The 23481-nt window shown below is 59.6% G+C and carries 22 protein-coding genes, 2 tRNA genes and 1 pseudogene; 15 read left to right on the top strand and 10 right to left on the bottom strand.

Features of this window, described 5'->3' with window-relative positions:
- Window positions 1–92: 92 nt before the first annotated feature.
- Window positions 93–485 carry a hypothetical protein gene (locus tag AB2N04_RS17485; protein ID WP_367715893.1) on the top strand — a complete coding sequence of 131 codons (393 nt, stop codon included), beginning with the start codon at window positions 93–95 and terminating at the stop codon, window positions 483–485.
- Between the two features lie 93 nt (window positions 486–578).
- Here AB2N04_RS17485 and AB2N04_RS17490 read toward each other — a convergent pair whose 3' ends face one another.
- The 3 genes from AB2N04_RS17490 to AB2N04_RS17500 form a co-directional block, all read right to left on the bottom strand.
- Window positions 579–863, bottom strand: a complete 285-nt coding sequence (locus AB2N04_RS17490) for a PTS sugar transporter subunit IIB (RefSeq protein WP_367715894.1) — start codon at window positions 861–863, stop codon at window positions 579–581.
- 124 nt (window positions 864–987) lie between these two features.
- Entirely contained in the window at window positions 988–1449 is a 462-nt protein-coding gene (locus tag AB2N04_RS17495; RefSeq protein ID WP_367715895.1) for a PTS sugar transporter subunit IIA, read from the bottom strand.
- Between the two features lie 12 nt (window positions 1450–1461).
- Window positions 1462–2871, bottom strand: coding sequence for a PTS galactitol transporter subunit IIC (locus tag AB2N04_RS17500; protein WP_367715896.1), 1410 nt, complete (start codon window positions 2869–2871; stop codon window positions 1462–1464).
- A gap of 472 nt (window positions 2872–3343) precedes the next feature.
- Here AB2N04_RS17500 and AB2N04_RS17505 point away from each other — a divergent pair, with 472 nt between their 5' ends.
- Complete coding sequence (locus AB2N04_RS17505; protein WP_367715897.1) at window positions 3344–3553, top strand: hypothetical protein; 210 nt, start codon at window positions 3344–3346, stop codon at window positions 3551–3553.
- 224 nt (window positions 3554–3777) lie between these two features.
- Here the strand turns inward: AB2N04_RS17505 and AB2N04_RS17510 are convergent, their stop codons facing one another.
- A complete protein-coding gene (locus AB2N04_RS17510; protein WP_367715899.1) occupies window positions 3778–4797 on the bottom strand; it encodes a hypothetical protein in 1020 nt (339 codons plus the stop codon).
- Between the two features lie 421 nt (window positions 4798–5218).
- Window positions 5219–5293: transfer RNA gene (locus AB2N04_RS17515), tRNA-Thr, on the bottom strand.
- Between the two features lie 236 nt (window positions 5294–5529).
- Here AB2N04_RS17515 and AB2N04_RS17520 point away from each other — a divergent pair.
- The 8 genes from AB2N04_RS17520 to yacG all read left to right on the top strand — a co-directional run bounded on the left by AB2N04_RS17520 (window position 5530) and on the right by yacG (window position 9897).
- On the top strand, window positions 5530–5733 hold the full coding sequence (locus AB2N04_RS17520) for a hypothetical protein (RefSeq protein ID WP_367718848.1): 204 nt from the start codon (window positions 5530–5532) through the stop codon (window positions 5731–5733).
- A 228-nt stretch (window positions 5734–5961) separates the two neighbouring features.
- Window positions 5962–7251 carry a UDP-N-acetylglucosamine 1-carboxyvinyltransferase gene (murA, locus tag AB2N04_RS17525; protein ID WP_367715900.1) on the top strand — a complete coding sequence of 430 codons (1290 nt, stop codon included), beginning with the start codon at window positions 5962–5964 and terminating at the stop codon, window positions 7249–7251.
- A 19-nt stretch (window positions 7252–7270) separates the two neighbouring features.
- Window positions 7271–7717, top strand: coding sequence for a DUF2948 family protein (locus tag AB2N04_RS17530; RefSeq protein ID WP_367715901.1), 447 nt, complete (start codon window positions 7271–7273; stop codon window positions 7715–7717).
- Window position 7718: 1 nt separating this feature from the next.
- A complete protein-coding gene (locus AB2N04_RS17535) occupies window positions 7719–8204 on the top strand; it encodes a UPF0262 family protein (RefSeq protein ID WP_367715902.1) in 486 nt (161 codons plus the stop codon).
- A gap of 37 nt (window positions 8205–8241) precedes the next feature.
- Window positions 8242–8691: a low molecular weight phosphatase family protein gene (locus AB2N04_RS17540; protein ID WP_367715903.1), complete on the top strand. Its 450-nt coding sequence runs from the start codon at window positions 8242–8244 to the stop codon at window positions 8689–8691.
- A gap of 127 nt (window positions 8692–8818) precedes the next feature.
- The gene (gene infA, locus AB2N04_RS17545; RefSeq protein ID WP_006200926.1) at window positions 8819–9037 is read left to right on the top strand and encodes a translation initiation factor IF-1; all 219 of its coding nucleotides are present in this window, start codon (window positions 8819–8821) and stop codon (window positions 9035–9037) included.
- 27 nt (window positions 9038–9064) lie between these two features.
- Window positions 9065–9697, top strand: a complete 633-nt coding sequence (locus tag AB2N04_RS17550) for a Maf-like protein (RefSeq protein WP_367715911.1) — start codon at window positions 9065–9067, stop codon at window positions 9695–9697.
- 2 nt (window positions 9698–9699) lie between these two features.
- Complete coding sequence (gene yacG, locus AB2N04_RS17555) at window positions 9700–9897, top strand: DNA gyrase inhibitor YacG (protein ID WP_367715913.1); 198 nt, start codon at window positions 9700–9702, stop codon at window positions 9895–9897.
- 110 nt (window positions 9898–10007) lie between these two features.
- On the opposite strand, the gene AB2N04_RS17560 is transcribed toward yacG, so the two are convergent.
- Complete coding sequence (locus AB2N04_RS17560) at window positions 10008–10310, bottom strand: DUF1127 domain-containing protein (protein ID WP_367715914.1); 303 nt, start codon at window positions 10308–10310, stop codon at window positions 10008–10010.
- A 149-nt stretch (window positions 10311–10459) separates the two neighbouring features.
- Between AB2N04_RS17560 and AB2N04_RS17565 the strand changes: the two genes are divergently transcribed.
- Window positions 10460–11419, top strand: a complete 960-nt coding sequence (locus AB2N04_RS17565; protein ID WP_367715915.1) for a LysR substrate-binding domain-containing protein — start codon at window positions 10460–10462, stop codon at window positions 11417–11419.
- Window positions 11420–11486: 67 nt separating this feature from the next.
- Window positions 11487–13059, top strand: a pseudogene (xseA, locus tag AB2N04_RS17570) (exodeoxyribonuclease VII large subunit).
- A gap of 6 nt (window positions 13060–13065) precedes the next feature.
- On the opposite strand, the gene AB2N04_RS17575 reads toward xseA, so the two are convergent.
- The 3 genes from AB2N04_RS17575 to AB2N04_RS17585 all read right to left on the bottom strand — a co-directional run bounded on the left by AB2N04_RS17575 (window position 13066) and on the right by AB2N04_RS17585 (window position 14264).
- Entirely contained in the window at window positions 13066–13350 is a 285-nt protein-coding gene (locus tag AB2N04_RS17575; protein ID WP_367715917.1) for a hypothetical protein, read from the bottom strand.
- Window positions 13351–13536: 186 nt separating this feature from the next.
- Window positions 13537–13613: transfer RNA gene (locus AB2N04_RS17580), tRNA-His, on the bottom strand.
- 195 nt (window positions 13614–13808) lie between these two features.
- A complete protein-coding gene (locus tag AB2N04_RS17585) occupies window positions 13809–14264 on the bottom strand; it encodes a phasin (RefSeq protein ID WP_367718849.1) in 456 nt (151 codons plus the stop codon).
- A gap of 345 nt (window positions 14265–14609) precedes the next feature.
- Between AB2N04_RS17585 and AB2N04_RS17590 the strand changes: the two genes are divergently transcribed.
- From AB2N04_RS17590 to AB2N04_RS17600, 3 genes are all read left to right on the top strand, one after another.
- Entirely contained in the window at window positions 14610–18014 is a 3405-nt protein-coding gene (locus AB2N04_RS17590) for a PAS domain S-box protein (RefSeq protein ID WP_367715918.1), read from the top strand.
- A gap of 189 nt (window positions 18015–18203) precedes the next feature.
- Window positions 18204–19262, top strand: coding sequence for a Fe(3+) ABC transporter substrate-binding protein (locus tag AB2N04_RS17595; protein ID WP_367715919.1), 1059 nt, complete (start codon window positions 18204–18206; stop codon window positions 19260–19262).
- 96 nt (window positions 19263–19358) lie between these two features.
- On the top strand, window positions 19359–21056 hold the full coding sequence (locus AB2N04_RS17600; protein WP_367715921.1) for an ABC transporter permease: 1698 nt from the start codon (window positions 19359–19361) through the stop codon (window positions 21054–21056).
- Window positions 21057–21305: 249 nt separating this feature from the next.
- On the opposite strand, the gene AB2N04_RS17605 is transcribed toward AB2N04_RS17600, so the two are convergent.
- A complete protein-coding gene (locus AB2N04_RS17605) occupies window positions 21306–23264 on the bottom strand; it encodes an acetoacetate--CoA ligase (protein WP_367715923.1) in 1959 nt (652 codons plus the stop codon).
- Between the last annotated feature and the right edge of the window lie 217 nt (window positions 23265–23481).

Genomic DNA, 23481 nt, shown 5'->3' on the forward strand with positions numbered 1-23481 from the left:
ATGCCTGCCGCAAACTGAAATGGCCGCGGAGGAGAGTTTCATCAAAACAGCGGCTTTTTTGCATCGCAATCACAAGAAGGGGAGAGAATACGATGCACGGCATAGCATTTCTGTTTTTTCTGAGCGCGAGCCTTTACGCGCTGGCTGGAATGGGTTTCGGCATACACATGGCTGCTTCCCATGATCACACGCTGGCTTCTGCTCACGCCCATCTGAACCTCATCGGCTGGGTAACACTTGGCGTGAGCGGTCTTTACTATCACAGCGTCCCACAGGCGGCGGCCAGCCGGCTCGCATGGCTTCACTTCGCCACCGCCTCCCTCGGTCTCTGGATGATCGTTCCAGGCATCGTTCTTGCACTCAAGGGGGTCACGGAAGCGCTTGCCATCGCGGGCTCTCTGGTCACCATCCTTTCAATGGCGCTGTTTGTCGCCATCATCTACAGGAGCAGAGCTGCCGGTTCCGACGGAAGCGTGGTCTCATGACAGAGAGAGAATGAGACGTACGAAACAACAAAACAGCCCGCAAGCATGAAAGCCGCGGGCTGTCCTGGATAACTGCCTTGCAGAGCAGAATGCTCAGCGACGCAGTTCGGCCTCGATCTTGTCGAGCGCTTCGGCCTTGCCCATGCCGGTCAGGAAGGCGAGCGTCACGATGGACGGCACGCCAAGATCCGACGGCAGCTGCGTGGTCGAAACGATCAGATCCACGCCGTTCAGTTCGGAGCGCACTTCGGTCGCCTTGCACTGGCGCGAATCGATGGTAATGCCGCGTTCCTTCATGGCCTCGGTCACGGCATTGGCAACCACGGTCGAGGTGGCAATTCCGGTGCCGCAGGCAAACAGGACGGTCTTCTTGCTCATGGGTTTCTCCCGATCAATTGGGCACCAGAGCGGTCCACCGTTTCATAGAAACGCGCTCCGCTCCAACTGCCCGTTTTCCCGCATTTGTGCGGCGTCAGGTGATTCCACCTGACTGCAAAATGCTCTATTTCAGAACCGCAGCGACATCATCAAGCGACGATGCCTGCATGAGGCCGGAAATCGCTTCCTCACTCTGGATGGTCGCCATGATTTCCTGCAGCATTTCGATCTGACGGTCCTTGTCATTGAGCGCCATCAGGAAGACGAGGCCCACTTCCACGGCCTCATCCGGATCTTCCATGTTTGCGAAGGTCACCGGCTTCTTGAGCGTGGCAAGCGCGATGCCCGGCTTCACGACATGCTCCGGGTCCGTGTGCGGCACCGCCACGTTCACCGCGTGGCCGAGCGGCAGGCCGGTCGGCATCGTGGCTTCGCGGGCGAGAACCGCATCGGCAAAGCTGTCTTTCACGTAGCCAGCGTCCTTGAGTTTGCCGGCGAGCAGTCGGATGACAGCCTCGCGGCTATCGGTATCGACCCCGAGGACAATCGCCTCGGGATCGATGTGGTTCATAAGGGCTTCAGCCATTCACTAACCTATTCAGCCTTCTTGTGCAGTGGTGGTGTCGTCTTCCGCACCCGCTGCCCGTTCCCAGGCCAGCGTGTTGCGGCGATAGAGCCAGAAGCACGCCGCGATGATGGCGGCAAGCACGCCCAGCCCGGCAGCGCCCAGGTTCCGGATTGCTGCAATAACCACGTAGGAAATCCACAGGAAGCCGTCGACCACCGAAGTGATCTGAACCGCGTTCTCAGGCATTTCGAAGCCCGAATCCACGGCAGCGCTGGTGAACAGAGGTGCGAGTGCGTTGGCCACGTAGAAGCCGGCGGCGAGTGTTACCGTGCCGACGATCACCATGCGGAAAACATTGCCGCGCAGGAGCGGTGCCGTCATGGCAACGATGAACGGAATAACCGCCAGATCGGCGAACAGGATCACGCGGTTGCCCGGCAGGACGATCGACAGGATGATGGCGATCGGCACCAGAATCAGCGATGCGGAAATGGCTGCGGGGTGACCGATCAGGATTGCCGAATCAAGACCAACCAGAAGCTCCCTGTCACCGGTGCGCTTGCGCACGAATTCCTGTGCGGCTTCCGATACCGGCAGCAGGCCTTCCATGAGGATCTTCACCATGCGCGGCAAAAGCAGCATCACGGCGGCGAGCGTCATGCCCGTCTGCAGAACCTTGGACAGGACCACACCGAAATCGCCGGCATTGTAGTAGGCGACAACGCCCAAAACGAGACCGATGATCAGGCCAAGCACAACCGGTTCCCCGAAGACGCCGAAGCGGCGCTCGATGGTTTCGGTCGAGATGTTCACCTTGTTGACACCGGGGATGCGCTCGATGATCCAGTTGATCACGATGGCGATCGGCAGGATCTGCGCAGATGCCAGATGCGGAACCGAAACGCCCGGAATGCCGTAGAACTTCTGAACGGCACGGGCCGACCAATCGGCGAACAGCAACGAAAGTGCTGCCATCAGCGCGGCAACAACGAGGCCGTAGGCCAGGCTGCCCGTGGCGGCAACGGCAAGCGAACCGATAAAGGCAAAGTGCCAGAAGTTCCAGACATCCACATTGAGCGTGCGGGTCATGCGCGTCAGAAGAAGCGCGATGTTGACGGCGATGCCAATGGGGATCACCCACAGGCCCACCGAAGAGCCAAAGGCGATGGCAGCCGCCGAAGGCCAGCCCACATCGACGATGTCGCGCTGAATGCCCGTATTGGTGACGATGGCCTGCGCCACATCACCGATGGAGCCAAGCATCAGCCCGAGCACCAGATTGATACCGATGAATGCCACGCCGATGGTGACGGCGGCACGGAATGCCTTGCCGATCTTGGCCCCCAGCACTGCGGCAATAACAAAAATGACGATGGGCAACAGAACCGTTGCGCCAAGCGTGTCCACGGCCGCTTTAAGGCCGCTCAGGAATGTGTCCATTTTCCTCCCCCTGAATCCCTGCTCATAACCATTCGCGATCAGAACATTTGTTTACCGAAATAGACGCAAGTTTATGGCTTGTACTCAGCCGACTGTCAATCTGGGAATCCGGTGCTGAATCGGACGTCCAAAGCAGAAAAAATCTTTCCTCTGATTTCCTTATAAGCTGCACATTGGTGCAAATTACAACCATAAGATGAAACAGCGGAACGGACGGGGCGATGGAGCTTTCTTACGACAAAATGCCATTCCTGACCTCTCTGGCGGAAGCCACCGCCCCACCTCCGTAGAAAACATTCGAGAACAAGACGCTTCGCGATTTCTGAAGCGTTCTGCCAAAGCCGGTCCTCCCGCCCCCCGGGCCGGCTTCTCCCAAAGTCTCGCCCTGCTTCCTGGAAGCATCGGCGAGGCTTTGGGACCCATTTCAACCGGCACTTGTATTGCGTGACTGCCGCACTGACCGGAACACGCCGTGCCCGCGAAACCCCTCATAGACGTCCCATCCATATCCGTTCTCATCGACGAGATGGTGAAGCAGGGCTACTCCAGCGCGGAGATTGACATCATTCTCGTGCGGCAGGGACCGGTGGATCTCGACCTGGTGCAGGAATGCAAACTGAAACACTCTGCCCTGCAGAATGCCTCACGCGGACGACAAAGGCGTTTCCGCCTGAGATTTTAGCCCGCGATCGCCTTCCCCCCAATGTGCCGCCATTCGCGGCTTCTTTCCCGTCAACCGCGACAATCCAGCAGGGCCGGCGAGATCGGTCATTCCGTTGCCCCTGTATATAAAAAGAAGAGCCGCCCTCCCCCGGTATCCGAGGGAGAAGCCGCTCAACCTGTCTGAATCTTCTCACATAGGGGGAATCTGAAATCCGCAGGGTGTGACGCTGCTTAACACGACACCTACTTGACTGCCTCGTGTGAAGCCACTTCAGCATCGGTCTGGTAGCGCGCAAGGGCGCCTTTATATCCGAACAGCGAAGCAGCGACCTTGGCTGCGATCGACTCAACCAATGCGCCCTGGGCTTTCGGCCGGAAAGCTTCTCTCGCCAGAGAGGATATCTGAACCTCGCGAGAATCCGAATCAAGCAGATGCCAGTAGATTCTGGCCTCACCGGCCTCAACCTGAACGCTGGTGAGCAGTTCGAACACTTCGCTTCGTTCACCATAGACCGTTCGCACGCGTGCCACCGCCTCTTCAAGCTGCTCTTTCGGCCGCAGGCCGACGGAGCGCACCGCTTTCTCACGGCCGACATTGAGCAAGAGGGCATCGTTGAGCATCGCTGCCAGCTGGGTCGTTTCAGCATTGATCGAATTCGCCCGCGCGTTGTCGAGTATGAGCACGGCTGGCCCCCCTCGATCTGCCCGGGAGGCGAATGTCAGCCAGGAAGGGGAAAAGGCCGACAAAGAAGATGCCAGGACAACTGTCAGGATTGCCCCCACGGCAAAGGAACGGAGTTTTGTGAGATGCCTTGACGCGTATTGCACAAATGCACTTGTGGATGAACGCTTTTCGAAGACAGGCACATAAGCGCCCAACGGCACCGAAATCTGCACCGGATCGGCCTGTCCTGGTCCCGCGTAGTAATCACGCAGGGATTTTCGCAACTGCCCGGCCGCTATTCGCACAATCGGATCAACGGTTGCATCGAAACTGGCGTCGCGGCCAAAGACATCTACGGCGATTGTGAAGGCCTTGATGCGATCGGCCCGGCCTGCCACCGTTTCCTCGACCACGAAGCGCAGAAAGCGCCTGTTGCGGTCCGATGCTCGAAACTCGGGATTTTCAAGCAGGGTTTCCAGCACTGCAAGTCTTTCATCCGGCGGGCACGTTTCTGCTGTCTCCGGAGGCGCTGCCCCTGCTTTCTGGTCGTATTCGATCACCCCGCGATTGTGCTTATCTGTCTGGAATTTTTGCAGCATTATCTCTCGCTTCTCGCAAGTCCTGAGAGGGATGCGGACACCTTGCAGCGCTGATCTCCACCGTCCTCTCCGATCAATATTTCATTCGCATACGCAACGGGATCGTGCTTCGAACCGACCGGACGGCACATGCTCGTCTCGGCACGCCGCATGGGCAGCGTCCCACAAGCAGATGGATCAAGATTCTCCAATTGGCCGTTCAGCCCGTACGCGCTGAACGCGTCATTCCACCAGACACAGAAAAGAACGCGAGACCACTTTCGAATGCCTGAAGCTCAACGCGAGCCGACGATGCTTCAAAACACTTCGAAGCGCTTATGGACAACTAAGCCGGTTGCGGAGGCCCGCCAAACCAGCCGCTTGTGACAACCGCAGCTGAATGAAGTCGAGCAGTGGGAGACAGGAAATTATCCAGGAGAACTGGTGCTGCCGGAGAGATTTGAACTCTCGACCTCTCCCTTACCAAGGGAGTGCTCTACCCCTGAGCTACGGCAGCGCTGCCAGAAAGCGGGAGTTTTGAACGTTGACCGTCCAATCGGGCTCCCGATCACGAAAGAGCCGTCGAATTGTGCTCGCCATCGTGATGCGGCGGACTTCTGCCACAACGAAAAGCATTGCGCAAGCACGCAATCGCATTCATGAGCGCAGTTTGATACATGTCTGTGAAAATCACGTCCGGTGCCGCCCGTTCCTGCGGCTTCGACACGCCTGACCAGCACGCTTCCAACACGAATGGAGCCCCAGTTGAGCGAAACGACAAAAACAAACTCATCTGCAGCCAACGGCAAGACAGACGACACTCGAAAAAAGCGCCTTGCGGCCCAGTTGCGTGAAAACCTCGCGCGTCGCAAGGCACAGGCACGTTCCCGCCGGAAGGGAGAAGCAGATCAAAGACCCGAAGGCCTGCAGCCTGATGCGCCCACACGCGGAGAATAAGGCCGCTTTGCCGTGTGCGCACTGTCTTGCGCCAGAGGCGGCCATGTTTTAGGACCATTTGGAATGGAAATGTCTTGCGGGGACGGTTTCACGGTGATGCAACAATGGATCTGCCGCTCCTGAAATCGCCTTTACCATAGCGCAAGGCAGATGGTGCATGCTGACAGATCGGGAACGAACCACCCCAGTCTGTCAATGTCGACAAATGCGCCCGGAAAGTGAGAACGGATGGATCGCATACGCATAACCGGTGGCAACGTGCTGAACGGCACCTTGCCGATTTCTGGCGCCAAGAATGCCGCTCTGCCACTGATGATCGCGGCGCTCATGACCGACGACACGCTGACCCTGGACAATGTCCCGCATCTCGCGGATGTGGAGAGCCTTATCCGCATTCTGGGCAATCACGGTGTCGATTACTCGGTCAATGGCCGCCGTGAGAACCAGCAGAAGGGTTATTCCCGGACCATCCATTTCACCGCGCGCAGCATTGTGGACACCACCGCGCCTTATGAACTCGTATCCAAGATGCGGGCCAGTTTCTGGGTGATCGGACCTCTTTTGGCGCGCATTGGACAGGCGCGGGTTTCGCTTCCCGGAGGCTGTGCCATCGGCACGCGCCCCGTCGACCTCTTCATCGACGGTTTGCGGGCGCTGGGTGCCGAGATCGATATCGAACAGGGATATGTCAACGCCCGGGCGAAGAACGGCCTTGTCGGCAATCGCTACGTATTCCCCAAAGTATCGGTCGGCGCCACGCATGTGCTCATCATGGCCGCATCGCTGGCAAAGGGGCAGACCGTTCTTGAAAATGCCGCCCGCGAGCCGGAAGTCGTGAACCTGGCCGACTGCCTCAATGCCATGGGCGCGAAGATTTCCGGGGCGGGGACGGACACCATCACGATCGATGGCGTTACCAGCCTTTCGGGCGCACGACACCGCGTGATTCCCGATCGCATCGAGACCGGCACCTATGCCATGGCCGTCGCCATGACCGGAGGCGACGTTCTTCTGGAGGGCGCGCAGCCCGATCTTCTGGAAGCAGCGCTCGGCACGCTCGAACAGACAGGCACCGAGATTACACCGACCAATACGGGCATTCGGGTGCGGCGCAACGGGGGAGGCATCGCGCCGGTGGATGTTACCACCCAGCCTTTTCCCGGGTTCCCCACCGACCTGCAGGCGCAGTTCATGGGCCTCATGACCATGGCCAGGGGGCGTTCGCACATCACCGAAACCATTTTCGAAAACCGTTTCATGCACGTGCAGGAGCTGGCCAGGCTCGGCGCCAAGATTTCGCTTTCCGGGCAGACCGCGGTGGTTGACGGTGTCGCGGAACTTCGCGGCGCACCTGTCATGGCGACCGACCTTCGAGCGTCCGTCTCGCTGGTCATAGCGGCGCTTGCAGCGGAGGGGCAGACCGAGGTGAACCGCGTCTACCATCTGGACCGCGGTTTTGAACGTCTTGAAGAAAAACTCTCCGCCTGCGGAGCAACGATCGAGCGTATTTCTAGTTAGTGGCGGCTGGCCGGTGAACATGGATTTTCTAAAGCTCGTGGCGCTCGACGATGTCGATCTGGCTATTGTGTCGGCCCATCTTCAGGATGCTGTCGTCAAGGTCGGCGACCTTGCTTTCGAACCGGCCAACAACCGCTTCGCGGGAGCATTCAACCGCTTTGTCTGGGAGAAAGAGCGCAAGCGGAGCTTTCTGAGAAAATCCGCGCATGAAAGGCGCAGAAGCATCCTGCATTTCGACCGGGTCCAATCCGTGCGTGCCACCTCCATCGACCGGAGCCGGCCGGAAGACGTTCTCTCCCTCCTCGCGCTCAACTTCATCCCTGCGGACGACGCGCCCGCAGGCGTGATCGAACTGATCTTTGCCGGTGATGCCGCGCTTCGCCTCGATGTCGAATGTATCGAGGCGCGCCTGACGGATCTTGGCGCGGCGTGGGAAACGCCAAGCCGCCCGGATCACGATATCTGAGATGACGTGTTCGGGCTCAGATACGGCACGCCTGATTGATGTCGAGCTCGATGAATCGGTCGGACGAGGCACTCCCGACATCGAGCACGAACGCGCTGTCGCCATATTCGACCTGGTTGAAGAAAACAGCTTTCGCCCGGTGGGCGATACGGAGAACGGCCCCTACAGGCTGAAGCTTTCCCTCGTGGAGGCGCGCCTCGTGTTTTCCATTTCCCGCGAAAGCGGTGAGCCCGTTGTCACCCATATACTTTCACTCACCCCCTTTCGCCGGATCGTGAAGGATTATTTCCTGATCTGCGAAAGCTATTACGATGCCATACGCAGCGCGACGCCCAGCCAGATCGAGGCCATCGACATGGGGCGGCGCGGGCTGCACAATGAGGGATCGCAAACCCTTATGGACCGTCTGAAAGACAAGATCGAAGTGGATTTCGATACGGCAAGACGTCTGTTCACACTGGTTTGCGTGCTGCATTGGAGAGGTTGACCGGAATGGCACACACCGGTTCGGGGGGAAGCCGGTTATGACACCTGACAGAATGCCGGCGAAAGAGAGAGCGCCCAGGTCGGTGCTGTTCCTCTGCGGCATGAATGCCATCCGCTCGCCCATGGCAGAGGTTCTCGCCCGTTCCCTCCTTCCCCGGGACATCTTTCTAGCCTCTGCCGGGCTGCGCGCGGGTGAACGCGACCCCTTTGTCGATGCGGTGCTCGCAGAGAAGGAACTCACACTGGGCGAACGCCTGCCGCAATCCATCGAGGATCTGGCGGACACGAATTTCGACCTGATCATTACCCTTTCTCCCGAAGCGCACCACCGGGCTCTCGAAATGACCCGGACCATTGCCGCAGAGGTCGAATACTGGCCGACAATGGACCCGACGGTGGTGAGCGGGACAAGAGATCGGATCATCGAAGCCTATCGCGACGTGCGTGACCGACTGGCGACCGCGATTGCTTCACGTTTCGAAAGATGAAACAAATCCGACACAAATTCCCGTTTGGCCGGATCTGGCTTGTTCACAAAGAGGAATGAATGGGATAGGTTCCGCGCGAAATTCCCGTCGTCGACCGGAAAATTTTATGGAAAACCGAAGGTAACGGATGCCAAAGGAAGAAGTCCTGGAGTTTCCAGGCGTGGTCACCGAACTGCTGCCCAACGCGATGTTCCGCGTTAAACTGGAAAACGAACACGAGATCATCGCTCATACGGCCGGGCGCATGCGCAAGAATCGCATTCGCGTTCTGACGGGCGACAAGGTGCTTGTCGAGATGACGCCCTACGACCTGACCAAGGGTCGCATCACCTACCGCTTCAAGTAAGACGCCAAGGCGGTCGGTGACATTTCAATGAGCGCACTGCAGAAACTCGTTCTGGCTTCCGGGTCGCCCCGTCGTGTCGAGCTTTTGCAGCAGGCAGGCATCGAGCCTGATCGCCTCGCGCCTGCAAACATCGACGAAACGCCTCTCAAGAGCGAGCATCCGCGTTCGCTCGCCAAGCGACTTTCGCTTGAAAAGGCGGAAAAGGCCCATGCCCGGCTGACACAGGACGGTGATGCGGATGGCTGCTATCTTCTGGCCGCCGATACGGTGGTGGCTGTCGGTCGCCGCATCTTGCCAAAGGCCGAAACCGCCGTTGAGGCCTCCAACTGTCTACAGCTCCTGTCCGGCCGCGCGCACCGCGTGTACACCGGACTTTGCCTCATAACGCCATCGGGCAAAAAACGGCAGCGGCTCGTCGAGTCCCGTGTGCGCTTCAAGCGCCTCACGCATGAGGAGCTTGAGAGCTACCTCGCCTCCGGCGAGTGGCGCGGCAAGGCGGGCGGATACGCCATTCAGGGCCTTGCCGGAACCTTTGTCGTCAAGCTGGCCGGCTCATATTCGAACGTTGTCGGCCTCCCGCTTTACGAGACGGTCAATCTGCTTGTTGCAGAAGGCTACAAGGTGCATTTCAACTGGCTCTCCGGTGCTGGAGCACTTTGAAGATGACACAGTCCCAGCCAGACAAGGTCACCCCCTTGCGCCCCAGGCGCCCCTGCCCCGAATGCAACAAACCGTCTGAGCGCAGCTTCTACCCATTCTGCTCGAAACGCTGCAAGGAGGTCGACCTGAACCGCTGGCTCTCGGGCAGTTATGCAATCCCCGGTCGTGCAATTGACGAGGAAGACGGCGATCCCGCCTGACCCTTCCTTATCAAAAAAGCCCGGTCCTCACGGACCGGGCAATGTGCAGGCTGCCGGGGGGAACCGGCATGCGGGAATAAGCCTGCATGGGAGAGAAATCTGTCAGGCGGTCATGACCTGAGGTCAGCACCGCCGTGAGCACCGGCGATCCGCGTGCGCTCCTGCGCAATTTCCTGCAGTCTGCGCGTGGCGAGCCTTCGCGCTCCGTTCAGCGCAACCGAATCCACATCACTTCGTGTCAGGCCGATGTCTGCGAGCTGCCACTCGGACATTTCGGAAAGATGCCGAACGGCTGATCGAGCCTCCCAGTAACGCGCCAGTCTGGCCAGAAGCGACCGAGTGACCGCGCGCACCGCGCCGGCCGGCTGAGAAACAGCACTCATGGCGAAGGGCTGCGTTTGGGCGCGGGACATCGTTCCATCCTTTGTCTTGAACGAAAATGACAGGCGGGCGGCTGGAAAAGACCAGGGCCCTGTGAACTGCCAAACAGTGCCACGCCCCTATTGATTAGTCGAGCGAATGTTTTTAATCTCTATCATCAGATTATATGATGGATTCTCCGATGGCTGCCCCACTCGACCTCGATCAGCTGGCAACATTCATTGCGATTGCCGATACCGGCAGCTTCACAAAGGCTGCCGAAGAAGTGCATCGCACCCAGTCGGCTGTCTCCATGCAGATGCGCCGGCTGGAAGAACGCGTCGGCAAGGCGCTCTTTCAAAAGGACGGACGGACCAATCGGCTGACCGAAGACGGCGAGCGGCTGCTCACCTACGCCCGGCGTATGCTGCGGCTCAACCGGGAAACACTGGCCGCCTTTGACGATGCAAGCCTTGAAGGCCATATCCGCATTGGCACCCCTGACGACTACGCGGATCGCTTCCTGCCCGAGATCATGGCCCGCTTCGCCCGCTCCAACCCGCGCGTGGAACTGTCGGTGGCATGTGAGCCGACCACCAATCTGGTCGACCACATACGGCGCGGCAATCTCGATCTGGCTCTTGTGACCTATGACGCTTCCAAGGGCGGCTCGGAGCCTATCCGGCGGGAACCTCTGCTTTGGGTCAGTTCTGCCAATCATTCGGTTCATGAGCGTGAGGTCCTTCCGATGGCATTCGGGCGGCCAAGCTGCCTGTGGCGGCGCACCGCATGCGCCGCACTGGAGGAGGAAGGCCGGAGCTATCGCGTGCTCTTCACCAGCTTTTCCGCCACCGTCATCGCAACCGCCGTTCTGTCAGGGCTGGCCATCTCCGTTCTGCCGGAGTGCGCGCTGAGACCCGGGATGCGGGTGCTTGGTGAAGCCGATGGCTTCAATCCGCTGCCCGACTGCCATATCGGCCTGATGCGCGGCCACACTGGCCAGGCAGAAATCATCGACGCGCTGGCGAGGCATATCAGTGAAAGCCTCGACAATCTGTCGGTCCCGGCCTTCCTTGAAGAGGGCGGCTTTGATTTCAATGCAGCCTTTCTCAACCCGCGCAGCAAACGCCATCGCCCGGGCCAGACCATGAGTGGCTGGTAAAGCGCATGTGGACCGCTTTCAGCCCCGGGCTTGACCCCAGGACCGCGGCCCGGCTCAATCCGACCCCATGAGCACAACTCGTCCAGCCGATTCGCAAAGCAATGTTGCCGAATTCTCCGTCAGCGAGATTTCCGGCGCGCTGAAGCGCACCGTGGAGGACAGGTTCGGGCATGTTCGTGTGCGCGGCGAAGTTTCGGGCTATCGTGGGCCTCATTCTTCCGGTCATGCCTATTTCGCTCTGAAGGACGACCGGGCGCGGCTTGAAGCCGTCATATGGCGGGGCGTGTTCTCAAAGCTGAAGTTTCTGCCTCAGGAAGGCCTGGAGATCATCGCCACCGGCAAGCTGACGACCTATCCGGGATCATCGAAATACCAGATCGTCATCGAGAGCATCGAGCCGGCGGGAGCGGGTGCTCTCATGGCGCTTCTCGAAGAACGCAAGAAGAAGCTCGCTGCCGAGGGGTTGTTTGAAGACGGCCGCAAAAAGCCACTTCCATTCATGCCGCGGGTGATCGGAGTCGTCACTTCGCCCACCGGAGCGGTCATCCGTGACATCATACACCGCATTTCCGACCGTTTTCCGGTTCACGTGCTCGTCTGGCCGGTGCGTGTGCAGGGTGAAACCACCGGCGATGAAGTCTCCCGCGCCGTTGCCGGCTTCAACGCGCTTGCCGAAGGCGCCCCCCTGCCCCGGCCCGACGTGCTCATCGTTGCGCGCGGTGGCGGCAGTCTTGAAGATCTGTGGGGTTTCAATGATGAGTCGGTGGTCCGCGCTGTCGCGGCATCGCAAATACCTGTCATTTCTGCGGTCGGACACGAAACCGACTGGACGCTGATCGATCTGGTGGCAGATCGGCGGGCGCCCACACCCACCGGCGCTGCAGAAATGGCGGTGCCAGTAAAAGCGGAACTGGAAGCCGGTCTCGCAAGACTTTCTGCCCGCCTCAAAGGCGCGATCTCGCGTGAAGGCGACCGCAAGAGGCAGGCATTGAGCGCCCTTTCCCGCGCACTTCCTTCGCCCGACCAGTTACTGGCCATGCCGCGCCGGCGCTTTGACGAGGCAGCGGGGCCGGCTTGGCCGCGCCCTTTCGGCAGCGACCCAGCGCAAGCGGGCCGCCTTCAACGGGCTGCGCCTTTCCCCGGCCACACTGGAGCGCCGTCTTGTGGAATCGCATCGCCGTGCAAATTCGTCTGGTGAGCGACTGCCCGCGGTATTTCTTTCACTTGTGCGTGCCCAGCGCACCCGGTTCGACCGCGATGCCGCGCGCGTTTCACCGCTGGCGCTGAAACAGCGCATCGCCCATTGGCGTGACAGGCTGGTGCAGGCCGGACGCCGCGCCGACACGAGGATTGACACCCAGCTGAAACAGGCGGGAGCCAGCGTGGAGCAGACCATGCGGCTTGCCAAATCGCTCTCACACGAAGGCGTTCTGGAAAGAGGCTTCGCGCTTGTTCGCGGCCCGGACGACCAGCCGCGCAAACGTGCCGGGGAGGTTCAGCCCGGCCTCGAACTTCAGATCCAGTTTGCAGACGGTGTCACCCGGGCGATCGCGGCGGGCGTAGCGCGCAAGAAACCCTCCGCCCCTCAGAAAGCCCGCACGACCGAATCACAAAAGAAAGATCAGGGCACGCTGTTCTAGCCACCCTCAGCGGCGATCCTTGCTGCGCCAGCGACGAAGCAGCTCGGCTTCCAGCCCCTTGAAGCCGAAATAAAGCACCACGATCAACATCCCCTTGGTGAAGACGGAGAGGAATTGCACGAGTCCCCCGTCGAGAATTCCCATCACCCCATGGGCGAGGATGAACTCCAGATTCGCCATCGCGACATTGATCAGCTGGAAGGAAAGGAAGGCCACCGCAAACGCGCACAGGGCCATTGCGAGGAAGAGAATCAGCCAGTGGTGGCGCGACAGTTGAAACACGTTTCCCATTCCACCTCCCGGATCACCGCAGGAGCGCGATCATGCAGAGCCTCGGCAGCCTGTCAGTGGCTTGCCGTCGGAGAGACAGGATAGCTTGCGGTTCGCAGGCAGGGAAATCAACGGATTTTGCGGGCGATGAAATGGTTTTCACCCCGCGAGGGGCCACCGGACTGTGGAGAAAAGACCGATATGAAATGGTACGGTTGGGTGGATTCGAACCACCGACCTCAGGAGCCACAATCCTGCGCTCTAACCAACTGAGCTACAACCGCACGCAACCGGTGACCGGCGTCCGCGTCAATACGGGCAAATGATCGCTTTTTCAAGCCAAAAGAGCAAAAGAAAAAAGACCGGGGGGAGGATCCCGGTCTTTTCTCATAAAGGGGCCGAAGGGAGGAGGTTTCGGTCCCACTCGGCAGCGTCGGGAGGAGGAGTGCGCCGCCGGACTTTTCTAAGCGCATAACGCCTCAGGCGACGCGCAGTTCCTTGACGGTCTTTTCAAAAACGTCCTTCATCGGTTTGGCCATCGTTTCGGCCGACTTCTGAGAAGCGGTCTGAAAGTCCTTCATCTGATCCACAGCCACTTCCATGCGCTTGCGCATGAAGTTGCTCTGCATCTCGATCAACTCGGCGAAAGAACGCACGCCGGCCAGAGCCTCAATGTGAGCCAGATTGGCTTCCGTGCCTTCGCGCAATGCGGCAATGGACTTCGTGGTGAGTTCGTTGCCGGCCGATTTCGCATTCTCAAAAGTGGCTTCGAGTGCCTTCTGGGTCTCTTCGGCGTTTGCCTTCATGCGAGCATAGGCTTCCTTGGTCTGCTCGGCGCTCTTTTCTGCGAAAGCGCGAAACTGCTCGCTGGCCTGCGTCGCGTCAAACGTCGGAAACTCGGCGTTTCCGGTATTTTTCTGCGTGGTCTTTGTCATAGTCGCGATCCTTTGGTTCTCGCTCATGGAGGTCCCCGTGTAACGGACCCGCCCGACAATTCATGACCGCTATATAGCATCGGCCATTGTGCATTGCAACATTATTGTTGCGGTGCAGCATTTCTGCCCGTCAGTTAACCAATCGCAGGAATTCATTGCGTTCAGGCGTCGGCTTTTATGGACCTCGCTGCCACATGGCTTTATTAATAAGGTGTTAACGTCGTTATCGGGATGCCGCAGTTTGCGGTTGAGGACGGTGCCCCGATGCTGTTTGAACCGATGCGGTTTTTCCAGCCCGAGACTTGTGGGCCGACCGTACACTGGATGATTGTTTGGCTCGTTTAAATGGCGTCTGTTTCATATTCCTTCGTTGACATCGCGGTTCTGGACCAGGTGCGGGCGCGTTTTGCAGCCGGGGATGCGCTTCTTGTGCTTGCCCCCGCGCTCGACACGGTCATCTGGGCGAATGGTCCGGGCGCCGCACTCATCGGTTATCGGAACATCGATGAGGCCATCGGCGCCGCCAGCGGCCTGTCCATGACCACCCGCCGGCAGATTTCAGCAACACCCGGATTTCCACGTATTTCGGGCGAGCGTTCCGTCGCCACGCGACTCGGCAAGGGATTGCGTTCTCCTCTCGTCACCCTCAATGCATCCACGATTTCACTTCCCGGTGGAGAACAGGCAATCCTTCTGGCAGTCGAAGCACGCTCGACAAAGATGCGCGATGAACGTTTTCGCGCAACTGCAGCCGTGCAGGGCTTCGATGAAGCCGAGCAGTTCGCTGCTCTTATCGACGAAAACGGGCTTGTCGCGGCAGCTTCAAGCGGGTTCGAAAGACTCGGCATGGAACGCGACACGCTGCGCGCGCTCGTCGCCGAAGTTCGCGACGAGCAAGACCGGCTGGTCAAACGGCTCGTGAAGTCTGGCGCGCGTCAGCGCCCTGCAGCCATTGCAAAACTGACCGACCGGCCGGCGTGGCATCTTCTCGTGGTTGTCGATGAGCAGAGCGCTCCGCTTGAGCATCCCCCCGTCGCCAGCACGCAAGCGGGCAGCGCCGACACTGGCGCCATTCGAAGCGAGGAAACCCGCATACACGAAACCCCGGCGCAAGAGCCGGAGACGCCGGAAAATCAGCGTCACGACGGTGAAGACCCGATCGGCGGCTCGGTCGACGGGGAGCGCGTTGCGGAGCGGCCGGAAACAGCCTCGGCCGACAGGACGGGAGATGAGGTCACCTCCGAAGCTCCGGTCACCCAGCGTCCCTCGGGGACCATTCGCTTTGCCTGGCGCACTGATGCCGAAGGGCGCTTTACGGCGCTTTCCGATGCGTTTTCAGAAGCCGTCGGTCCAGCCGCGGCCGATGTCCTGGGGCGGCGTTTCAAAGATGTGTCAAACGCGTTCGGTCTTGATCCTGATGGCCGCATATCGGCGCTGCTTGAACGCCGCGACACCTGGTCCGGACGCACTGTCCTCTGGCCCCTGCAGGGCACCGACCTCAAGGTTCCCGTCGACCTTGCCGCCCTGCCGATTTATGGCCGGGAACGCGTGTTTGAGGGATTTCATGGTTTCGGCCTGGCGCGTCTGAGCGATGCGGTGAGCGACCCGGAAGGCATCGGGCTCGTTTTGACACCGGGTGCGCCATTTCCACCGCGCGGAGCTCCAGAACCGGATCTGACACCGGGCGAAGCCCTGCCACCGGCGGGCGACGAACATCAGGAGACCGCCGACGCCGCCCGCGGTCCAGATGAAGATGCGTCTGGCAGCGATCCTGCTGACGATACCTTCACGACCGACACCGCGGGCCCGGAAGAGGCGCAGAAAGATGCAGTCAAGATCATCCGCCTCTCGGAGCACCGCACTCTCCCCGTCTCCGATGGTGCCCTGTCGCCGATAGAAGCCAACGCATTTCGTGAAATCGGCGCGCGCCTGCGTGAAGTGGAAGAGTTGCGCAACGTCGATACCAGCGGAACTCCGCCGCCAAAACAGCACGAAGAAGACGCTGCCACCGGGATAGCCGAGCCAGACGGTCCCGGCACGGGAGAGAGCGAAACGCCATCGCAGACCGCCGAAAGCGAGGCTGCGGCTGAAGCGGCTACCGCCGGGGGCCGTACAGAGCGAACGGACACGATCACGCCTGCGCCGGAGGCGCCATCGGCCGCTGCACCAGCGCGTGCGGGCACCTTCGTTCCCTCGGCTTTTTTCAACATGCCCGCCGATACGAGCCAGGACAATCCGGGCCTTCTGGCCGGGCTGCCGCTCGCGATACTCATCCACACCGGCGACACGCTGGAATATGCCAACCGCGCCTTTTTTGACCTGACCGGTTATGGAGAACTGGAGGCGCTGCAGACAAACGGTGGTATCGATGCGCTCTTTCCCGAGAGCTACGAGGGGTCCCAGACCACGGGCGAAGCGCAGGCGTTGAAGCTTAGAACGGCGCAGGGCGCCGAACGTGATGTGCGCGCGCATCTGCAATCTGTCGCATGGCGCGAAGGAAAGGCTCTGCTTCTGGCGTTACAGCCCGTAGAGGCGGTGGCCGCAATGCTCCCGCAGCCCGCTCCTCAGACGGAAAACAACGAGGAAACCGAAGCGCTACACGACGCGGAGATGGAAGCACAGACTGCCGAATTGCAGATGCATCTGGCCGAAATGCGCGCCATCGTCGACACGGCAACGGACGGTGTCGTCGTGATCGACAATGACGGAAACATTCGCTCCACCAACCGCCCCGCAGAAGCGCTGTTCGGCTTCGACAGCGAAGATGTGACGGGCAAACCCTTTGCAGCGCTCTTCGCCATTGAAAGCCAGGCCGCTGTTCGCGAACACCTGAACGGCCTGTCCGACAATGGCGTGGCGAGCGTGCTGAATGACGGGCTTGAGGTGATCGGTCGGGAAGCACAGGGGCGGTTCATCCCGCTGTTCATGACCATCGGTCGCCTGCCTCATTCCAGCGGTTTCTGTGCGGTCCTGCGTGACATAACACAGTGGAAACGCGCCACCGAGGAGCTGACCCAGGCGCGGGCGGAAGCCGAGCGCGCCTCCTCGCAAAAGACCGAATTCCTAGCGCGCGTGAGCCACGAGGTGCGCACACCGCTCAATGCCATTATCGGCTTTTCCGAACTGATGCTTGATGAGAAATTCGGCCCAATCGGTAATGACCGCTACCGTGATTATCTTCACGACATCAACCGGTCGGGGAATCATGTTCTGGATCTGGTGAACGATCTTCTGGATATCTCCAAGATCGAGGCCGGCGAGCAGGAGATGCATTATGAGGCAGTCTCCCTCAATGATACTCTCGCCGAGACTGTCGCCATGATGCAACCGCAGGCCAACCGCGAGCGCGTCATCATACGTTCGAGTTTTTCCTCCAGCCTCCCCGATGTGGTGGCAGACCCCAGAAGCGTGCGGCAAATCGCGCTCAATCTGCTTTCAAATGCCGTGCGATACACCCCGGCCGGCGGCCAGGTGATCGTTTCAACCGCCTACAGCGCGGAAGGTTCCGTGGTCATGCGTGTGCGTGATACCGGGGTCGGCATGAACCCGGCCGAGATCGAGGAAGCGCTCAAGCCCTTCAAGCAAATCAACAGCTTGAAGCGCAAGCGTGGCGACGGGACCGGCCTCGGCCTGCCTCTGACACGTGCCATGGTGGAGGCCAACCGGGCTGTTTTTGCCATCAACTCGGTGCCCGATGAGGGCACGCTTGTCGAGATCTCGTTTCCTCCCACGCGGGTGCTGGCAGACTAGCCTGCCCCATGCCCTGGATTGGCATTGCGCCATAAATATGATGTTTTCAGTTTAGAATCCTTCTAAACTCATGAAATTGCACGTATTTTTCTTGACCGCGACGCATTTTTGCCCGAGAAGCCAATGCGCTGGAATATCGAATTCCGCAACTTCCCTGGGACCTTGAACCCCTTAGGCTAGGAGGCGTCAATGCTGACACGTAAACTAATCGCTGCCCGAATCGGGCTCGCCGCCGCGACCGCTGCAGGAATGCTGGCCGCGACATTGCCAGCCGCGCAGGCGGAAGGCACCGTAAACATCTATTCCTATCGCCAGCCCTTTCTCATCGAGCCATTGCTCAATGCCTTTACCGAAAAGACCGGTATTGAGACCGAGGTTCTTTTCCTGAACAAGGGGCTTGAGGATCGTATCGAAGCCGAAGGCTCCAATTCGCCTGCCGACGTGATCCTGACAGTCGACATTGGCCGCCTGATGAATGCCAAGGAAAAGGGCATCACCCAGGCTGTCGAGGACGAGGCCGTCAATGCGGGCATTCCGGAAAACTTTCGCGACCCTGAAGGCCACTGGTTCGGCGTGACCACGCGCGGACGCGTGGTCTATGCCTCCAATGAGCGCGTTGATCAGGACACCATCACCTATGAGGAGCTTGCCGATCCGAAATGGAAGGGCAAGATCTGCATGCGCAGCGGCCAGCACATGTATAACATCGCGCTGTTCGCCTCCATGATCGCGCATCACGGTGAGGAGAAGGCGGAAGAGTGGATGGAAGGCCTGAAGGCCAACCTCGCTCGCAAGCCAAACGGCAACGACCGTGCGCAGGCGCAGGCGATCTTTGCAGGTGAATGCGATCTGGGCATCGGCAACACCTATTATGTCGGCCTGATGCAGAACAACGAGAAAGAGCCGGAACAGAAGGAATGGGCCGGCGCGATGAAGGTTCTGTTCCCGAATTCGGAAGACCGCGGCACCCATGTGAACATTTCCGGCATGGCCCTGGCCAAGCATGCTCCCAACAAGGAAAACGCCATCGAACTGATGCGCTTCCTGGGCAGCCCCGAGGCGCAGGCCATCTATGCCGAAACCAATTATGAGTATCCGGTTCTTCCCGATGCAAAGGTTTCCCAGACCGTTCAGGATTTCGGCAAGATCAAGCCGGACACGCTCGCACTGGACGAGATTGCCAAACACCGCAAGGCGGCATCGGAAATGGTCGACCGCGTCGGTCTCGACGACGGTCCGGCCAGCTAGCCGACTGACCTTTCTCCCGGCCGGGCCTTGTAAAAGGCCCGGCTTTTTGCTTTCCCCGGGAGCCAAGGTTTCAGCCCGGGTCCCAAGCGCCGTTTCATGACAATCCAGCCCAAACCGCCACTCCTGCTCGAAAAACCCCGCACCCTGCGTGTGCGCGGAGAGCGGCATGGCGTGGCAATGACCGGCAGCCTGCTCGTGACGCTGCTCGTTCTCATGCCGATCGCCACAATCCTCTATGTGGCGCTTTCCGGTTCGGGCGGCATGTGGCCGCACCTCCTTCAGTATGTGCTGCCGCAATCGCTGGGCACGACGCTTCTGCTGCTCGCTCTCGTGGCAATGGGGACCGCGGTCATCGGCGTGAGCGCTGCCTGGGCGGTGGTGGGTTATGAGTTTCCGCTGCGGCGCTTCCTGTCCTGGGCTCTGGTCCTGCCGCTGGCTGTCCCGACCTATCTGGCCGCATATGCCTTTGGCGAGTTTTTCCATTATGTCGGCCCTTTGCAGACCGCGTTTCGCGCCGTGTTCGGGTTTGAAAGCGCGCGCGAATACTGGTTTCCCGACATCCGATCCACCTGGGGGGCGGCGCTGGTCGTCACCTCGGTCACCTTCCCTTATGTCTATCTGACATCGCGTGTGGTGTTCCTCATGCAGGGCCGCAACATTGCCGACGTTGCCCGCACACTTGGCGCCCGGCCGGCGCGTGTTTTCTTCCGCATTCTTCTGCCTGTCGCGCGCCCCGCCATCATCGCCGGCCTTGCTCTCGTGATGATGGAAACACTGAACGACATCGGTGCGGTGGAATATCTGGGCGTGCGAACACTCACGCTTTCGGTCTATTCCACATGGCTCAACCGTGGCAGCCTCGAAGGCGCCACCCAGATTGCGGCCGTGATGCTGGTGATCGTTTTTCTGCTTCTTACGGCCGAACAGTGGGCACGCCGCAAACAGCGTTTTCACAGTGCGCGCGGCACGCAGATGCATGCGCGACCACCACGCATGGTGCTGTCGGGACCGAAGGGCTGGCTCGTTACGCTCGGTCTTTTCTTGCCGATCCTGTCGGGCTTCGGCATCCCGGTGACGGTTTTTGCACGCTATGCATACCGGCGTCTGGACCAGTTTGTGGAGCCGCAGGTTCTACAGGCGTTTGTGACCAGTGTCTCCGTTGCCGCGACCACGGCGCTTGTGACCATCGCCATTGCACTCCTGATGTTGAATGCCATGCGTCTGTCGCGCTCAATGCCCACGCTCATTCTGGTGCGGCTTGCTTCCATCGGGTACGCCCTGCCCGGCACGATACTCGGGCTTGGCCTGCTGCTCTCGCTCGCCGCAATCGACAATGCGATCGACCAGACGGCCCGCAGCCATTTCGGCATGTCGACCGGGCTTCTCCTCACAGGAACGGCCATGTCCATCGTCATCGCCTGCACGATCCGCTTTCTCGCACTGGCTGAAAGCGCCATGCGTTCGGGCCTGGAGAAGCTTCCCCCCAATCTTGATCAGGCTGCCCGCAGCCTCGGAAAAACGGCAAACCAAAGCGCGATTTCGGTCCTCCTGCCGCTTTTGAAACCCGCCATTCTGACGGCCGCCATCCTCGTTTTCGTGGACACGGTGAAGGAGCTTTCAGCCACGATCCTGCTGCGTCCCTTCGGGTTTCGCACATTGGCCACACACGTTTATGAAAACGCCTCGCGCGGCGCTGTGGAAGATGGTGCGGTGGCTGCATTGCTCATCATCGCGACCGCGATCGTTCCGGCAATCCTGCTTTCCGGCCCCCTCATGCGCGATCGAGAGACCTGAAGAAATCAGGTCAAAAAAAAGCGCCCCGAAGGGCGCTAGAGGGTCTGAATGCTGTCAAAAACGGGGCTTGGCGAACATCTGTCATCAACAGTCGGATCCCGTGTCCGGCTCGTCAAGTTAGCCGACACTATCGCGGCGAAACCCTTAACAGAACCTTACTTCAGATCTAAAAAATTTACGGTTTCGTACCAACTGTGAAATCTCGGTAAATATCCGTTTTACCAAACCTTAACCATAAAGCTGCGCAGATCAGCTTCGAAGTGCGGGAATATTCCGGTAAAAATCCAGAGCCTCGGGATTGGCAAGTGCCTCCCGGTTTTTCACCTCACGGCCATGCACGATGTCACGCACTGCAAGTTCCGTGATCTTGCCGGACTTGGTGCGCGGAATATCGCTCACCGCGACGATGCGTGCGGGCACGTGTCTGGGACTTGCTCCGGTGCGGATCTTCGTACGGATCGATTTTTCCAGCGCTTCGTCCAGTTCCACGCCGTCGGCAAGCCGCACGAACAGAACGACCCGCACATCCTCTTCCCATTCCTGTCCGATACAGATTGCCTCCAGAATTTCCGGCATCTGCTCCACCTGATTATAGATTTCGGCAGTGCCGATGCGCACTCCACCGGGGTTGAGCGTGGCGTCGGACCTGCCGTGAATGACAATGCCCCCATTTTCCGTCCATTCGGCGAAATCGCCATGGCACCACACATTGTCGAACCGGTCGAAATACGCGGCGTGGTATTTTTCGCCATTCGGGTCATTCCAGAAACCGAGCGGCATTGCGGGGAAGGCGCGGGTGCAGACCAGCTCTCCCTTGCCGCTTTGGAGCGGCTCCCCATTGTCGCCCCAGACCTCGACTGCCATGCCCAGACCTGCCGCCTGGATTTCGCCAACCCAGACCGGGAGCGTCGGCACACCCAGCACAAAACAGGAGACGATGTCCGTTCCACCCGATATCGAGGCCAGGTGCACATCCTTCTTGATGCCTTCATAGACAAAGGAGAAGTTTTCCGGCGCCAGTGGGGAGCCGGTCGAGGAGATGGTTTCCACCGTCGAAAGGTCGTGGCTTTCCATGGGTTTCAGCCCGGCCTTGCGAACCGCATCGATGAACTTTGCCGAGGTGCCGAAATAGGTCATGCCTTCGGCATCCGCAAAATCGAACAGGGCATTGCCGTCCGGGTGGAAAGGCGAACCATCATAAAGGAGAAGTGTGGTCTGTGAGGCCAGCCCGCTGGCCAGCCAGTTCCACATCATCCAGCCGCATGTCGTGAAGTAGAAAAGCCGGTCGCCCGGCTTCAGACCGGCGTGCAGCGCGTGCTCTTTCACGTGCTGCAACAGCGTGCCACCAGCCGAGTGCACGATGCATTTGGGAGCGCCTGTCGTTCCTGACGAGAACAGGATGTAAAGCGGGTGCGCAAAAGGCAACCGTTCAAATGTGATGTCTCCGGCCTCATGCCCGGCAAGAGCCTCCGTCAGGCTCACAGCCCTGTCGATGTGGGACGCGGCTTCACCCGCCCGGCCCAGATAGTCCACCACCAGCACCATCTTGACGCTCGGCAGGCGCTCGACCACCGCTGCAGCCTTTTCCGACACATCGAACGACCGGCCCCCATACCAGTAACCATCGGGAACAATGAGAATCTTTGGTTCGATCTGGCCAAACCTGTCGAGAACACCCTGAATGCCGAAGTCAGGCGAGCACGAGGACCATACCGCCCCCAGCGATGTGGCGGCGAGCATGGCAGCGATGGTTTCGGGCATGTTGGGCATCATTGCCGCCACGCGGTCACCCGCTTTCACCCCGCTAGCACGGAAACACCGTTGCAGTCGCGAAACCATCTGGCGAAGCTCATCCCATGAAAGCCGCCGCTCAACCTTGTCTTCACCACGAAACACCAGAGCGTCTCCGTCACCGGAACGGCGAAGCAGGTTTTCCGCATAGTTGAGCCTGGCATCGGGAAAGAATACGGCACCGGGCATGCGGTCGCCATCAACCAGCACACGCTCGCCTCTGTCACCGATGATTTCGCAGAAATCCCATACCAGAGACCAGAATGCCTCGCGGTTGGCCACCGACCAGCCATGAAGAGATTCGTAGTCTGGAAAAGACGTTCCAGAAAGCTTCTCGGCCCGCCTTGAGAAGGCGGTGATCGGCGCCTCATTCTTTCGTTTTGCATCCGGCTCCCAAAGCGGCTCGCCTGCGGTCATCCTGTCCTCCTTATGGCCTGGCGGCTGTTCTTTTGCTTATGCAATTCCCTTCTGCCGGCGGCAATGGCTTCGCCTGAAAACAATTGCACATTGCATTTGTGTGCACGCTTCCAGACGCCTAAATCGGGAGAAACCGGTGCACGAACGGCGTGTGAGGCGACAATTCCTTGAATTGCCATACGCAATGTTTAAACCCGTAAAGTGTTGTGAGACCTGT

Origin of the sequence: Nitratireductor sp. GISD-1A_MAKvit (assembly GCF_040819555.1) — a bacterium.
Classification (GTDB): domain Bacteria; phylum Pseudomonadota; class Alphaproteobacteria; order Rhizobiales; family Rhizobiaceae; genus Nitratireductor.